Annotated in this window: 12 protein-coding genes; 3 read left to right on the forward strand and 9 right to left on the reverse strand. The window is 62.1% G+C overall.

Annotation, left to right across the window (positions count from 1 at the left end; translation table 11 throughout):
* Positions 1–219: 219 nt before the first annotated feature.
* From tsaB to ppc, 3 genes are all read right to left on the reverse strand, one after another.
* Entirely contained in the window at positions 220–897 is a 678-nt protein-coding gene (tsaB, locus tag BLT00_RS12890) for a tRNA (adenosine(37)-N6)-threonylcarbamoyltransferase complex dimerization subunit type 1 TsaB (RefSeq protein WP_092143996.1), read from the reverse strand.
* A gap of 93 nt (positions 898–990) precedes the next feature.
* Positions 991–1,638, reverse strand: a complete 648-nt coding sequence (adk, locus tag BLT00_RS12895; RefSeq protein WP_072343510.1) for an adenylate kinase — start codon at positions 1,636–1,638, stop codon at positions 991–993.
* A gap of 291 nt (positions 1,639–1,929) precedes the next feature.
* On the reverse strand, positions 1,930–4,560 hold the full coding sequence (gene ppc / locus BLT00_RS12900; protein ID WP_092143992.1) for a phosphoenolpyruvate carboxylase: 2,631 nt from the start codon (positions 4,558–4,560) through the stop codon (positions 1,930–1,932).
* Between the two features lie 179 nt (positions 4,561–4,739).
* On the opposite strand from ppc, the gene BLT00_RS12905 reads away from it, so the two are divergent.
* From BLT00_RS12905 to BLT00_RS12915, 3 genes are all read left to right on the forward strand, one after another.
* Complete coding sequence (locus BLT00_RS12905) at positions 4,740–5,084, forward strand: pilin assembly protein (RefSeq protein WP_072343512.1); 345 nt, start codon at positions 4,740–4,742, stop codon at positions 5,082–5,084.
* Positions 5,085–5,367: 283 nt separating this feature from the next.
* Positions 5,368–5,781, forward strand: a complete 414-nt coding sequence (locus tag BLT00_RS12910) for a DUF4398 domain-containing protein (RefSeq protein WP_003198164.1) — start codon at positions 5,368–5,370, stop codon at positions 5,779–5,781.
* A 51-nt stretch (positions 5,782–5,832) separates the two neighbouring features.
* Positions 5,833–6,621, forward strand: coding sequence for a lipotoxin F family OmpA-related lipoprotein LptF (locus BLT00_RS12915; RefSeq protein WP_092144304.1), 789 nt, complete (start codon positions 5,833–5,835; stop codon positions 6,619–6,621).
* Positions 6,622–6,808: 187 nt separating this feature from the next.
* Here BLT00_RS12915 and BLT00_RS12920 read toward each other — a convergent pair whose 3' ends face one another.
* The 6 genes from BLT00_RS12920 to lysS form a co-directional block, all read right to left on the reverse strand.
* The gene (locus tag BLT00_RS12920; protein WP_003198160.1) at positions 6,809–7,138 is read right to left on the reverse strand and encodes a PA3694 family proteiin; all 330 of its coding nucleotides are present in this window, start codon (positions 7,136–7,138) and stop codon (positions 6,809–6,811) included.
* Positions 7,135–8,040, reverse strand: coding sequence for an alpha/beta hydrolase (locus tag BLT00_RS12925; protein ID WP_003198158.1), 906 nt, complete (start codon positions 8,038–8,040; stop codon positions 7,135–7,137). The genes BLT00_RS12920 and BLT00_RS12925 overlap by 4 nt, the downstream gene beginning before the upstream one ends.
* Positions 8,041–8,124: 84 nt before the next feature.
* Positions 8,125–9,402 carry a flavohemoglobin expression-modulating QEGLA motif protein gene (locus BLT00_RS12930; RefSeq protein WP_063322801.1) on the reverse strand — a complete coding sequence of 426 codons (1,278 nt, stop codon included), beginning with the start codon at positions 9,400–9,402 and terminating at the stop codon, positions 8,125–8,127.
* Positions 9,403–9,438: 36 nt separating this feature from the next.
* Positions 9,439–9,993, reverse strand: a complete 555-nt coding sequence (locus BLT00_RS12935; RefSeq protein WP_063322802.1) for a hypothetical protein — start codon at positions 9,991–9,993, stop codon at positions 9,439–9,441.
* Between the two features lie 144 nt (positions 9,994–10,137).
* Positions 10,138–10,854: a TetR/AcrR family transcriptional regulator gene (locus BLT00_RS12940; protein WP_092143989.1), complete on the reverse strand. Its 717-nt coding sequence runs from the start codon at positions 10,852–10,854 to the stop codon at positions 10,138–10,140.
* A gap of 101 nt (positions 10,855–10,955) precedes the next feature.
* Positions 10,956–12,458, reverse strand: a complete 1,503-nt coding sequence (lysS, locus tag BLT00_RS12945; protein WP_092143986.1) for a lysine--tRNA ligase — start codon at positions 12,456–12,458, stop codon at positions 10,956–10,958.
* Positions 12,459–12,509 lie beyond the last annotated feature (51 nt).

Raw genomic sequence — 12,509 nt, forward strand, 5'->3', positions numbered from 1 at the left:
CCTTGTGCAGGCATCCAATGCATGGGCGTTCGCCAATGTCATGGGCTAGCGAGCTTCTGTGGCGAGGGAGCTTGCTCCCGCTCGGCTGCGCAGCAGACGCCACTGTCGCCGGGCTGGAACATCTTCAGTGGTTTGGGGAAAACGGGGGCGGCTGCGCCACCCAGCGGGAGCAAGCTCCCTCGCCACAACGCTGCCCGCTTGAGAGTGGCGTGATGCTTTTTACCGCTCGGACTTGGGCGTTGCCACCTTGTCCCGCAGGTACACCGGCTGCGCATCATCGGCGGGAATGGCCTCGCCGCGTTCCCAGGCGAAGCGCGCCAGGGCCAGCAGGTCTTCGGCGTGAGGCAGCAGGGTGGCGTCCTGGCCGGTCAGGCTGACGGCGATGCGCTCGCCGTAGCCCCAACCGGTACCGGCACCGAACCATGCACCGTCGGCCCCGCTTGGCAACGCCGCGGCCTCGGGTGGCAATACCGCCTCAGCACCGACCAGGCGCATCTCGCCGTCGGTTTCGCGATAGCAGCCCCAGTACACCTCGTCCATGCGCGCATCGATGGCCGCTGCGACTTGGCGGGCGCCCTGTTCACGCAAGGCGCGCTGGGCCAGCACCGCCAGGTTCGACACCGGCAACACCGGCCGCTCCAGGGCAAACGCCAACCCTTGCACCACGCCGATGGCGATGCGCACGCCGGTAAAAGCCCCCGGCCCGCGACCGAAGGCAATCGCATCCACTGCCTGCAAGGTCGTCCCGGCATCGCTCAGCAGTTTCTGGATCATCGGCAATAGTTTCTGCGCATGCAGGCGCGGGATCACCTCGTAATGGCTCGTGACCTTGCCGTCGTGCAGCAAGGCAACGGAGCAAGCTTCAGTCGCGGTGTCCAGGGCCAGCAAGGTGCTCATCGGTGTGTCCGTAAATCAGGTGGAAAAAAGTGCGCCAGTATAAACAACTACGGCCCGCAAGCGGGCCGTAGTTGATGCAACTGATCAGACTTTTCAGCTCAGCGCTTCGAGCACCTTGCCGGTGATCGCATCGACCGAGCCAACGCCCGGGATGTGGCTGTACTTCGGCTTGCCCTGGGCAGCCGACAGGTTCTGGTAGAACGCCACCAGCGGCTTGGTCTGGGAATGGTAGACCGACAGGCGATGACGCACGGTTTCTTCGGTGTCGTCCTTGCGCTGCACCAGCTCTTCACCGGTAACGTCGTCCTTGCCCGCGACTTTCGGCGGGTTGTAGACGGTGTGGTAGACACGGCCAGATGGCTCGTGGACGCGACGACCGGCAATGCGCTGGACGATCTCTTCGTCGTCGACCGCGATTTCGACCACGTGATCGAGCTCAACACCGGCAGTCACTAGGGCTTCGGCCTGGGGAATGGTGCGCGGGAAGCCGTCGAACAGGAAGCCGTTGGCGCAATCGGCTTGAGCGATACGGTCCTTGACCAGGGCGATGATCAGGTCATCCGACACCAGGCCACCGGCATCCATGATGCTCTTGGCCTTGACGCCCAGCTCGGTGCCCGCCTTGACTGCGGCACGCAGCATGTCGCCAGTGGAAATTTGCGGGATACCGAATTTTTCGGTGATGAACTTTGCCTGAGTACCTTTACCGGCCCCGGGAGCTCCCAGCAGAATGACGCGCATCGATGTGCTCCTCAATTTTTTTATGTAAAACGCTCGGATTCGCCTCGTGGGGCCAATCTTCGAAAAACAGGATCGTGACCGCCCAAACGGCCAAAGGCTGATCAAGATACACAGCAGGCCCGACCCACACAAGCCGCCGAAAGTCGGAGGAACCCGCACCCGATACGACCTTCGGAGGAGGTGGCGAGAGTCGCAACCGGGCAACAAACTGTCGCCTGGCCAACCCTTACCCTCCCCCCACGGACAACGCCCGGGAACGCCGGGCGAGCCGTTTCGGTGCGCTGCCTGATCTTAGCCGGTATTGCGCAAACCGGCGGCAATCCCCGCCACAGACACCAGCAACGCCTGTTCCACGGGGCTGCCCTGGGCCACATCCTGCCGCCGCGAGCGCGCCAACAGTTCGGCCTGCAGCAGGTGCAGTGGGTCGAGGTAAGTGTTGCGCAGGCGAATGAATTCCAGCGTGGCTGGGCTATGTGCCAGTAGCTGCGACTGACCGGTCAACCCAAGGACCACCGAGCACGCCTGCGACAATAGGTCGCGTAAATGCGCACCCAAAGGCAGCAGCCCAGGTTCCACCAAACGCTCGTCGTAGGAGCGGGCAATGTCGGCGTCGGCCTTGGCCAGCACCATTTCCAGCATATCGATGCGGGTCCGGAAGAACGGCCACTGTTCGCGCATTTGCCCCAACAGCTCGCCTTCGCCACGCTCCAGTGCCTTGCTCAGTGCGGTTTCCCAGCCGAGCCAGGCCGGCAGCATCAAGCGGGTCTGGGTCCAACCGAAGATCCACGGGATCGCCCGCAGGCTTTCGATGCCACCGGCCCGACGCTTGGCCGGACGGCTGCCCAGGGGCAGGCGCCCCAGTTCCTGCTCGGGGGTGGACTGGCGGAAGTACTCGACAAATTGCGGGTTTTCCCGCACCACGGCGCGGTAGGCACGGACGCCATCGGCCGCCAGCTCGTCCATCAGGTCCCGCCACTGCGGCGTGGGCGGCGGCGGTGGCAGCAGCGTCGCTTCAAGCACGGCGGCGAGATAAAGGTTGAGGTTCTGTTCGGCGATGTCCGGCAGGCCGAATTTGAAACGAATCATTTCGCCCTGCTCGGTGGTGCGGAAACGCCCGGCCACCGAACCCGGTGGCTGGGACAGGATCGCCGCGTGCGCCGGACCACCACCACGGCCCACGGTGCCGCCGCGACCATGGAACAACAGCAGTTCGACTTGCTGCTCGCGGCAGATGTCCACCAGCCGCTCCTGGGCCCGATACTGCGCCCAGGCCGCCGCAGTGGTCCCGGCATCCTTGGCCGAATCGGAATAGCCGATCATCACTTCCTGAGGACCTTGCAGCCGCGAGCGATAACCGGGCAGCAGCAACAGCCGCTCGATCACCGGCCCGGCGTTGTCCAGGTCGGCCAGGGTCTCGAACAGCGGTACCACGCGCATTGGCCGCAACACGCCGGCGTCCTTCAACAACAGCTGCACCGCGAGGACATCGGAAGCCGCACCGGCCATGGAGATCACGTAGGACCCCAGGGACGCCGCTGGCGCCGCGGCCACTTCTCGGCACGTCGCCAAGACTTCCGCCGTATCGGCCGATGGCTTGAAATGGGCCGGCAGCAGCGGACGCCGGTTGCTCAGTTCCGCCAGCAAGAAGCTGATGCGCTGCTCCTCGTTCCAATCCTCATAGCGCCCCAGCCCCAAGTAGTCGGTTATTTCCGTCATGGCGGCGGTATGGCGCGTCGAGTCCTGGCGCACATCGAGGCGCACCAGGAACAGACCGAACGTCACCGCCCGGCGCAGGCAATCGAGCAGCGGCCCGTCGGCAATCACACCCATGCCGCATTCGTGCAACGAGTGGTAGCACAGCTCCAGGGGGTCCAGCAGCTCACGGTTGTGCTGTAACACGTCGGCGCTTGGCGGCGTGGCGGCGCTCAAGGAGGCGTGGGCCCAGTTGCGGGTGGCGCGCAGGCGTTCACGCAATTGCTTGAGCACGGCGCGATAAGGTTCGGCGCTGTCGCCGGCCTGGGCACGCAAGGCCTCGCTGGCGTGTTGCATGGACAGCTCGGCCGCCAGTTGATCGACATCACGCAGGTACAGGTCCGCCGCCATCCACCGCGCCAGCAACAGCACCTCGCGGGTCACGGCAGCGGTGACATTCGGGTTGCCGTCACGGTCGCCGCCCATCCACGAGGCAAAACGGATTGGCGCGGCCTCCAGCGGCAGGCGCAAGCCGGTCGCGGCATGCAGGGCCTGGTCGGCCTTGCGCAGGTAATTGGGAATGGCCTGCCACAACGAGTGCTCGATCACCGCGAACCCCCACTTGGCCTCATCCACCGGGGTCGGCCGGGTGCGGCGGATTTCTTCGGTGTGCCAGGCTTCGGCGATCAAGCGTTGCAGGCGTTCGTGAATCTGCGCGCGCTCGGCGCTGGTCAGGTCGCGGTGATCCTGGGCCGCCAGTTGCGCGGCGATGGCGTCATATTTCTGGATCAGTGTACGGCGAGCCACTTCCGTGGGGTGTGCCGTGAGGACCAATTCGATCTCCAGCCGCCCCAATTGCCGGGCCAGGGCCTCGGCGCCATGGCCTTCGGCCCGCAACCGGGCGAGCAGCTCGGGCAACACCCGCGCCTCGAAGGGTTCCGGCTGCGATTCTTCGCGGCGGTGGATAAGTTGATATTGCTCGGCGATATTGGCCAGGTTGAGAAACTGGTTGAATGCCCGCGCCACCGGCAGCAGTTCGTCCTCGCTCAACTGGTTGAGGCTGGCGCTGAGTTCGGCGTCCACGGAACCGCGTCGGTCAGCCTTGGCGCCCTTGCGGATCTGCTCGATCTTGTCGAGAAACGCATCCCCGTATTGTTCGCGGATGGTGTTGCCCAATAACTCACCCAGCAGGTGAACGTCTTCGCGCAAGCGTGCATCGATATCGGTCATCAGCATTTCTCCAGCAAAAAATCCGGACAGCTCTTGGATTAGAGAGTGCCGATGCCCACCGTTTCTGACAAGCGACGAAGGGACTTTAAACCTTGCAGGACAAAGCTAGTCTCATGATTAAGCCACACAACGGCTTGTCACTCACCGCGCCTGCCACGAGCAGGCTTATTGAGGTCATCATGAAAATTCGTGAGCTTGCCCAGCATTGGGAAGAAAACGCCAAGGGCCGTCTGACCGAGACTGGCTACACGATTCACCTGGACGTGGAAGCCGCCGCCCGGCTGGCAGCAATCTGCGACATGTACCCCAAGCGCCAGCCCGAGGAGCTGCTCGGCGAGCTGATCGGAGCGGCACTGGAAGAGCTGGAAGCCAGCTTCCCCTACATCAAGGGCTCGCAAGTCGTCGCCACCGATGAAGAAGGCGACCCGCTGTACGAAGACGTGGGTCCGACCCCACGATTCCTCGCCTTGTCCCGGCGGCATCTGCACGACCTTTCTTCGCAGAACGACAAATCCAAACACTGACGGCTTTCATTCCTGGTTGCGACTTTCCGGCGCGGTGGCTTTCCACCCGCGCCGCAATACCGCTGCGCGCCTTGAAAGTTCAGCTTTTTTGCCGCTGACCGATCAGTCAGTAATTCTTTTGGCGAATGGCCATCTTCGCTGAACTTTTGAAAAACGCCTCGGGTCACACCGAGTAACCATACTGGAACGGTTGTTTAAATAAACGCGCCTTGGCGCCAGCGCCAAATCAGACGTCACGGCTTCGGTCCCAGCATGGATTTGTCGTTTTTTCAGGAGTTTTCCAATGGAGTTGAAGCCTATGAATACCTGCACTGCCAAACCCTCATCCACTGGCCTGCGCGGCTTGAAGTTGGCTGCCCTGGCGATCGGTAGCAGCTTCATTCTCGCCGGTTGCGCCGGTAATCCACCTTCGGAGCAGTACGCGGTGACCCAATCGGCGGTCAACAGCGCCGTCAGCGCCGGCGGTACCGAATTCGCTGCTGTGGAAATGAAGTCGGCCCAGGACAAACTCAAGCAGGCGGAAATCGCCATGCATGACAAGAAGTACGACGAAGCCAAGCGTCTGGCCGAACAGGCCGAGTGGGACGCCCGCGTCGCCGAGCGCAAGGCTCAGGCCGCCAAGGCCGAACAAGCACTCAAGGATTCTCAGAAAGGGGTTCAGGAACTGCGTCAGGAAGGCATGAACAAGGTTCAGTAAGCCGTTCACGCCACGACGTACTTCTCATTGATAAAAGGACGACAGACTATGATGCACAAACACTTGATGATGCCCGCCCTGCTCGCTGCCTGCGTAGCCCTGGCCGCTTGCTCCCACGACCCGAACGCGAACCTGGAACAGGCCCGCACCAATTACAACGGCCTGCAGGCTGATCCAGCGGCGACCAAAGTGGCCGCACTGGAAACCAAGGACGCCGCCGACTTCCTGGCCAAGGCTGACAAGGCCTATATGGACAAGGAAGACGAAGCCAAGGTCGACCAGTTGGCCTACCTGACCAACCAGCGCGTCGAAGTGGCCAAGCAGACCATCGCCCTGCGCAACGCCGAAGCCGAGCTGAAAAACGCCGGTGACGAACGTGCGCGTGCCTTGCTCGATGCGCGTAACGCGCAGATCAAGCAACTGCAGGACAGCCTCAACGCCAAGCAGACCGAACGCGGTACGCTGGTGACCTTCGGCGACGTGCTGTTCGCCACCAACAAGTCCGACCTGCGCGCCAGCGGCATGACGAATGTGAACAAACTGGCGCAGTTCCTCCAGGAAAACCCGGACCGCAAGGTGATCATCGAAGGCTATACCGACAGCACCGGTTCGGACTCCTACAACCAGTCGCTGTCCGAGCGCCGCGCCAACTCGGTGCGTATGGCTCTGGTGAAAATGGGCGTGGATATGGGCCGTATCGTGACCCAAGGCTATGGCAAGGAATTCCCCGTGGCTGACAACACCAGCGTCTCGGGCCGTGCCATGAACCGTCGCGTGGAAGTGACCATCTCCAACGACAACCAGCCAGTGGCCCCGCGCTCGACCATGAGCGCCAACTGATCGACTGAGGGCAACAAAAAGCCCCGCCTGACTTCAATCAGGCGGGGCTTTTTAATGGCTGCACATTTTGTTGAGCGGGTCGTATCCCCTGTGGGAGCGAGCTTGCTCGCGATGGCGGCAGGTCAGTCGACATAGGTGTTGACTGATCCACCGCTATCGCGAGCAAGCTCGCTCCCACAGAGAATTGTTACGGCTGCAGTTTCTGCGGCGTCTCCTGCCCCATGCAGCGCACCGCGCGTTTCTTCTCGTTGATCAGCACGCCGGTCAGGCCTTTCTGCTCGGTGTCGAACAACACCAGCACACCATCGATGCACTGGGCGACCTGGGGGGCCGGCTCCAGGGAAACCTTATAGTCCTCGCCCGGTACGGTCTTGAGCATGGTGAATTGGTTGAGCAGCAACGCATCCTCAGGCTTGGCGAAGTGCAGGTAGCCGTAGTACCACAGCGTCGCAACGGTGCCGAGGATGCTGCAGATACCGGTGATGATCAGGGGGATGGCGTTACGTTCTTCGCTCATTGCGGGCTCTCTGGTGATTCAACGGGTGATTTCGGGTAATTCGGGACCTCGCCCAGGCGGCGCAGGCCGTCGAAGTGCTGGGGATCGTCGAGGTAGCGCAGCATCACAGTGCGCCAGGTTGGGTCGGCGAACGTCTGCACATGGCCGCCGCGTGTCAATTGCAGGACCCGCGGCGGCGGCGCAGCTTGATACAGGCGGATGCCATTGGAAAGGGGAACGATGGGATCGTCCAGGCTGTGGTAGATCAATTTCGGCACGCCATTCAATTGCGCCACGGAACTGATCGCGCTGTCACCGTCCGGTACCAGCCAGGACAACGGCACCTGGAACGGCCAGGTCAGCCAGGACGTACTCAGGGCAAAACGGCCGACGTCGCGATAGCTGGCGGGCACGCCATCGAGCACCAGCGCCTTGAGCTGTCGCTGGCGCTGCGGATGCTCGACCAGGTAATGCACCGCCAGCGCACCGCCCAGGCTCTGGCCGAGCAGCACCAGCGGCTTGCCCTGCACCTCGGGCGCCTGGTCGAGCCATTGGAACGCGGCGTCAATGTCCTGGTAAATCGCCGGCAGGCTCGGCTCGCCTTCGGACAGGCCATAACCCCGGTAGTCGACCATCAACACCTGGTAGCCCTGCTCCGGCAACCACCAGCTCCCGCCCAGGTGCCAGGCCAGGTTGCCGCCGTTGCCGTGCAAATGCAGGACCGTGCCCTTGACCTCCACACCCGGTTTGACGGGCAGCCACCAGCCGTGAAGCTTGAGACCGTCGGCGGTGGTCAGGGTGACGTCGCGGTACTCGAGCCTGGCCCGCTCCGGGGTGAACGGCAGGCCGTGCTCGGGGTAGAACAGCAGGGAACTGCAACCGCTCAGGGCCAACAATAGGCAAATGATGCCGAGGGTTCGCATCCGGTGAAGCCTCGCAAAAAAACAGAATTGGAACACGGTCCCCTGCGGGAGCAAGCCCGCTCCCACAATTGGACAGTGTGATGCTCAAAGGATATTGGAATAATCCGCTTCGATCCGGTCCAGGCTCAGGTGGTTCAGGAAGTTGGAGAAACACATCCAGGCCGACAAGGCGTTCATGTCGCGGAACTGCTCGGGCAGGTACTTGGGCGGTACGACCAGGCCTTCGTCCACCAGTTGCCGCAACGTACGCATGTCCTCGAGGGTGGTCTTGCCGCAGAACAGCAGCGGCACCTGTTCCAGCTTGCCCTTGCGCACGGCCAACTGAATGTAGTTGTAAACCATGATGAAGCCCTTGAGGTAGGACAAGTCTTTGGTAAATGGCAGCCCCGTCGGCACCGAGCCACGGAACACCCGGCTGGCGTTGCCGTAGCTTTCGGCCATTTCAAAACCCTGCTCGCGGAAGAACTCGAAGATCTGCAGGAAATCGGCGCCCTCCTCCACCATATGAATGGCCCGGGTACGGTTGGTCAGTTTGCGCAGGCGGCTCGGGTAGGAGGCGAAGGTGATGATTTCCATCAGGATCGCCAGACCTTCCTGGGTCACCGTGGACGAGGGTGGGCCCTTGGACAGGAAGGTGCAGATTGGCTGGTTGAGGCCATTGAGCGTCGTGCCGACGTGCACCAGCCCTTCGTGAACTTCCAACGCACGCACGTCGCGCTCGTTGAACATCGCATCGGTGCGGATCTTGATGTAGTCCGCGCCCGCCGCTGCGTCGGCCACGATACCATCGGACTCGAATACCCGGATGGTTTCCTCGGCTTCGCCAAACACCCGGTTGAGGCGGTGTTGCAGCAGGCTGACGGCTTCCTTGGCGCTGAGGACTTTCGGCTCGTCCTTGAGGTCGCCACGGCCATCGATGTTGTTCAGGTAATCGGAGAGCATCAGGCCCAGGTCGGCCAGGGTCGGGTCGCCGGCGTGGAAGGCATCGGAGGCGGCGCCATAGAGCTCCTGGGAGATCAGCCCGAAATCCTCGGTGCCACGGGCCTCTAGCATGCGCACCACCATGCGGTATTCCTTGCACATGCGGCGCATGATCTGGCCAACCGGGTTGAACTGCCCAAGCTGGCGGGTGATGTCGCGCTCGATGTTCTGGAACTCCAGCTTCACCTTGCTCGAATCGAAGGACAGTGGCCGGTTGAGGTAATAGTCGCGATCCACCGCAGGCATTTCCTTGCCCTTGGCCTTGAGAAAGCCCTTGCGGATGTTCTCGTCCCACTTCACCGCGTCGAGGATGCGAATCGGCGTTTGCGCCAGCACAATGCGATCGGACAAGGTGCGTATCGTCTGCTGGTAATCGTCCACCCGGAACTCCTGTGAAAAAACGTCCGCTTGTCGCTGTTATTGGGGTTTGACCAGCCGCTGGTAGCGCACGGCCTCCGAGAACACATCGGAATTGGCCGGGTCGTCGAGGTAACTGAACACCTTGTTCATGTCGCTGTCCACCAGCACCCCATCACCTTCCTCGCTCTGGTTCGGCTGGCCGCTGAGGCGTTTCTGGCCGATGGCCTGGTTGATCTGATCCACGTCCAGGTTGTAGACCACCAACTCTTGCTTGTCGGTCAACTCGAAACCGGCGATCAAATAGTGGCCGCCAAACCGGGCCGGCACCTTGGCCGACACGTACCAGCGGCTGCCATGACGGGAAACAGTCAACGGGATGGCTTCACGCTCATGGGGCCTGGCCCTGAAGTAGCTGATGGCCTGGTAGCGGTGCTTGCCGACCTTCGTCAGCTCCAGGTTCAACGGTTCGCCCCAGGCATTGGTGCTGGTCCAGTGACCGAGCAGGCCCTCTGGCGCGGCTTCGCTTTGCGGCAACGGTGCCTTGAAGGACACCAGGCAGCCACTGAGCAACAGCAACGACACGGCCAGGACAACGGCACGCCAGGCTTTCATTTGAACTCCCTATGGTAGGTGGCGCCTTGCCTTTGTGGCGAGGGAGCTTGCTCCCGCTTGAGCGCGCAGCGCTCACCAAAAAAGGGGCTGCTGCGCAGCCCTGCGGGAGCAAGCTCCCTCGCCACATAAACTGCGGTGCTTCAACTACACCGACGCCAGTACCAGGTGCATGTAGCGGGTCAGGATGCCGAGCATTTCTTCTGCCGCGACCGGCTCGGCGCCATTGAGCAAGCCCTGATATTCCATCCGTCCGATAATCGCCGTCAACACTTTGGCATCCTGTTGCGGATCACGCGAGCCCAATACCTGGAAAATCTGACAGGTACCTTGCAGCAGGATCTGCTGATGGGAACGCACCAGTTCAGCCAGTCGAGGGTTGAGCAGCGCTTCCTGGCGAAAGGCCTGTTCGGCCATCAGGTATTCGCGGCGGGTGTGCAACTGATGTTGCACATAGTCGGCGGCCAGGCGTGCCATATCGTCCGCCAGTTGCGAGCGGGCTCCGGCGCTGCCGTCCCCGTAGGCGACCATTTCCCGCAGCAGACCTTCCTTGTTGGTCCACAGCTTGGCCATGAACGCCGCGCTGCGCTCCACATACTGGGCGAAGGTATCGGTGAGCAGGTCGTCGATGTCCTTGAAGTAATACGTGGTGGCCGACAACGGCACGCCCGCTTCGGCAGCTACGGCGCGGTGCCGCACCGCCCGCACGCCATCGCGCACCACAATGCGCATGGCCGCGTCGAGAATCTCCTGGCGACGCTGCTCACTGCCCTGTCGGCTGGCCTTGCGGCCCTGGTACTGAACACTTTCAGCGACAGCCGTGGCGACGCCCGCGGCACCTTCTGAAGCCATTGCACGATTCACGACAGGTCTTCCTCGCTCTTTGAAAAACTAACCAATTGATACGTTTGTACCAGACAGGCAATAAAAAGCCGCCCATCGAGGCGGCTTTTTAGTTGAAGCACTTACGCTTGAGGCCGCATGTGCGGGAAGAGAATCACGTCCCGGATCGACGGCGAGTTGGTCAACAACATCACCAGGCGATCGATGCCGATGCCTTCGCCTGCGGTCGGCGGCATGCCGTACTCCAGGGCACGCACGAAGTCGGCATCGTAGTGCATGGCTTCGTCGTCGCCGGCGTCCTTGTCAGCCACCTGGGCCATGAAACGCTCGGCCTGGTCTTCTGCATCGTTGAGCTCGGAATAGGCGTTGGCGATTTCACGACCACCGATGAACAGCTCGAAACGGTCGGTCACGCTTGGGTTCTCGTCGTTGCGACGGGCCAGCGGCGACACTTCGAACGGGTACTGGGTGATGAAGTGCGGCTGTTCCAGCTTGTGCTCGACCAGCTCTTCGAAAATCATCACTTGCAGCTTGCCCAGGCCTTCGAAGCCAAGCACCTTGGCACCGGCCTTCTTGGCGATGGCGCGAGCCTTTTCGATGTCGTTCAGGTCATCGGCAGTCAGTTCAGGGTTGTACTTGAGGATCGAGTCGAACACCGACAGGCGCACGAACGGCTCGCCGAAGTGGAACACCTTGTCGCCGTACGGCACGTCGGTGGTCCCGAGAACAAGCTGCGCCAGCTCGCGGAACAGCTCCTCGGTCAGGTCCATGTTGTCTTCGTAGTCGGCGTAGGCCTGGTAGAACTCGAGCATGGTGAACTCAGGGTTGTGCCGGGTCGAAACGCCTTCGTTACGGAAATTGCGGTTGATCTCGAAGACTTTCTCGAAGCCACCAACCACCAGCCGCTTGAGGTACAGCTCCGGCGCGATGCGCAGGAACATTTCCATGTCCAGGGCGTTGTGGTGGGTTTCGAACGGCTTGGCCGCCGCACCGCCGGGGATGGTCTGCAGCATCGGCGTCTCGACTTCCAGGAAGTCACGCTTCATCAGGAAGCTGCGGATGTGAGCGATGACTTGCGAGCGCACGCGGAACGTCTGGCGCACGTCTTCGTTGACGATCAGGTCGACGTAGCGCTGGCGATAACGCTGCTCGGTGTCGGTCAGGCCGTGGTGCTTGTCCGGCAGCGGGCGCAGGGACTTGGTCAGCAGGCGCACGCTGGTCATTTCGACATACAGGTCACCCTTGCCGGAACGGGCCAGGGTGCCTTCGGCGGCAATGATGTCGCCCAGGTCCCAGGTCTTGACGGCGGCCAGGGTTTCTTCCGGCAGGGTCTTGCGGTTGACGTAGACCTGGATGCGACCGGTCATGTCCTGGATCACCATGAACGAACCACGGTCGAGCATGATACGACCGGCCACCTTGACTGGAATCGCCGCCTCGGCCAGCTCTTCCTTGGTCTTGTCCACATACTGCTTCTGCAAGACGTCGCAGTAGGCGTCGCGGCGGAAGTCGTTGGGGAAGGCCTGGCCCTTGGCGCGCTCGGCAGCAAGCTTTTCCTTGCGCAGGGCGATCAGGGAGTTTTCTTCCTGTTGCAGGGCTTGCGGGTCGAGTTCTAGGTCGCTCATGTCTTTAAGGATTCCATCACAGGTTCGTTGCCCCCGGCCCCGGGCCGGAGT

Source organism: Pseudomonas sp. NFACC51 (assembly GCF_900103575.1).
GTDB classification, from domain to species: Bacteria; Pseudomonadota; Gammaproteobacteria; order Pseudomonadales; family Pseudomonadaceae; genus Aquipseudomonas; species Aquipseudomonas fluorescens_Q.

Excerpts from the sequence above, each read along its gene's own strand:
- lysS (WP_092143986.1), bottom strand. The coding sequence starts at position 12,458 with ATGAGCGACCTAGAACTCGACCCGCAAGCCCTGCAACAGGAAGAAAAC.
- BLT00_RS12935 (WP_063322802.1), bottom strand. The coding sequence starts at position 9,993 with ATGAAAGCCTGGCGTGCCGTTGTCCTGGCCGTGTCGTTGCTGTTGCTC.
- tsaB (WP_092143996.1), bottom strand. The coding sequence starts at position 897 with ATGAGCACCTTGCTGGCCCTGGACACCGCGACTGAAGCTTGCTCCGTT.
- ppc (WP_092143992.1), bottom strand. The coding sequence starts at position 4,560 with ATGACCGATATCGATGCACGCTTGCGCGAAGACGTTCACCTGCTGGGT.
- BLT00_RS12920 (WP_003198160.1), bottom strand. The coding sequence starts at position 7,138 with ATGAGCGAAGAACGTAACGCCATCCCCCTGATCATCACCGGTATCTGC.
- BLT00_RS12915 (WP_092144304.1), top strand. The coding sequence starts at position 5,833 with ATGCACAAACACTTGATGATGCCCGCCCTGCTCGCTGCCTGCGTAGCC.
- BLT00_RS12905 (WP_072343512.1), top strand. The coding sequence starts at position 4,740 with ATGAAAATTCGTGAGCTTGCCCAGCATTGGGAAGAAAACGCCAAGGGC.
- BLT00_RS12910 (WP_003198164.1), top strand. The coding sequence starts at position 5,368 with ATGGAGTTGAAGCCTATGAATACCTGCACTGCCAAACCCTCATCCACT.
- BLT00_RS12925 (WP_003198158.1), bottom strand. The coding sequence starts at position 8,040 with ATGCGAACCCTCGGCATCATTTGCCTATTGTTGGCCCTGAGCGGTTGC.
- adk (WP_072343510.1), bottom strand. The coding sequence starts at position 1,638 with ATGCGCGTCATTCTGCTGGGAGCTCCCGGGGCCGGTAAAGGTACTCAG.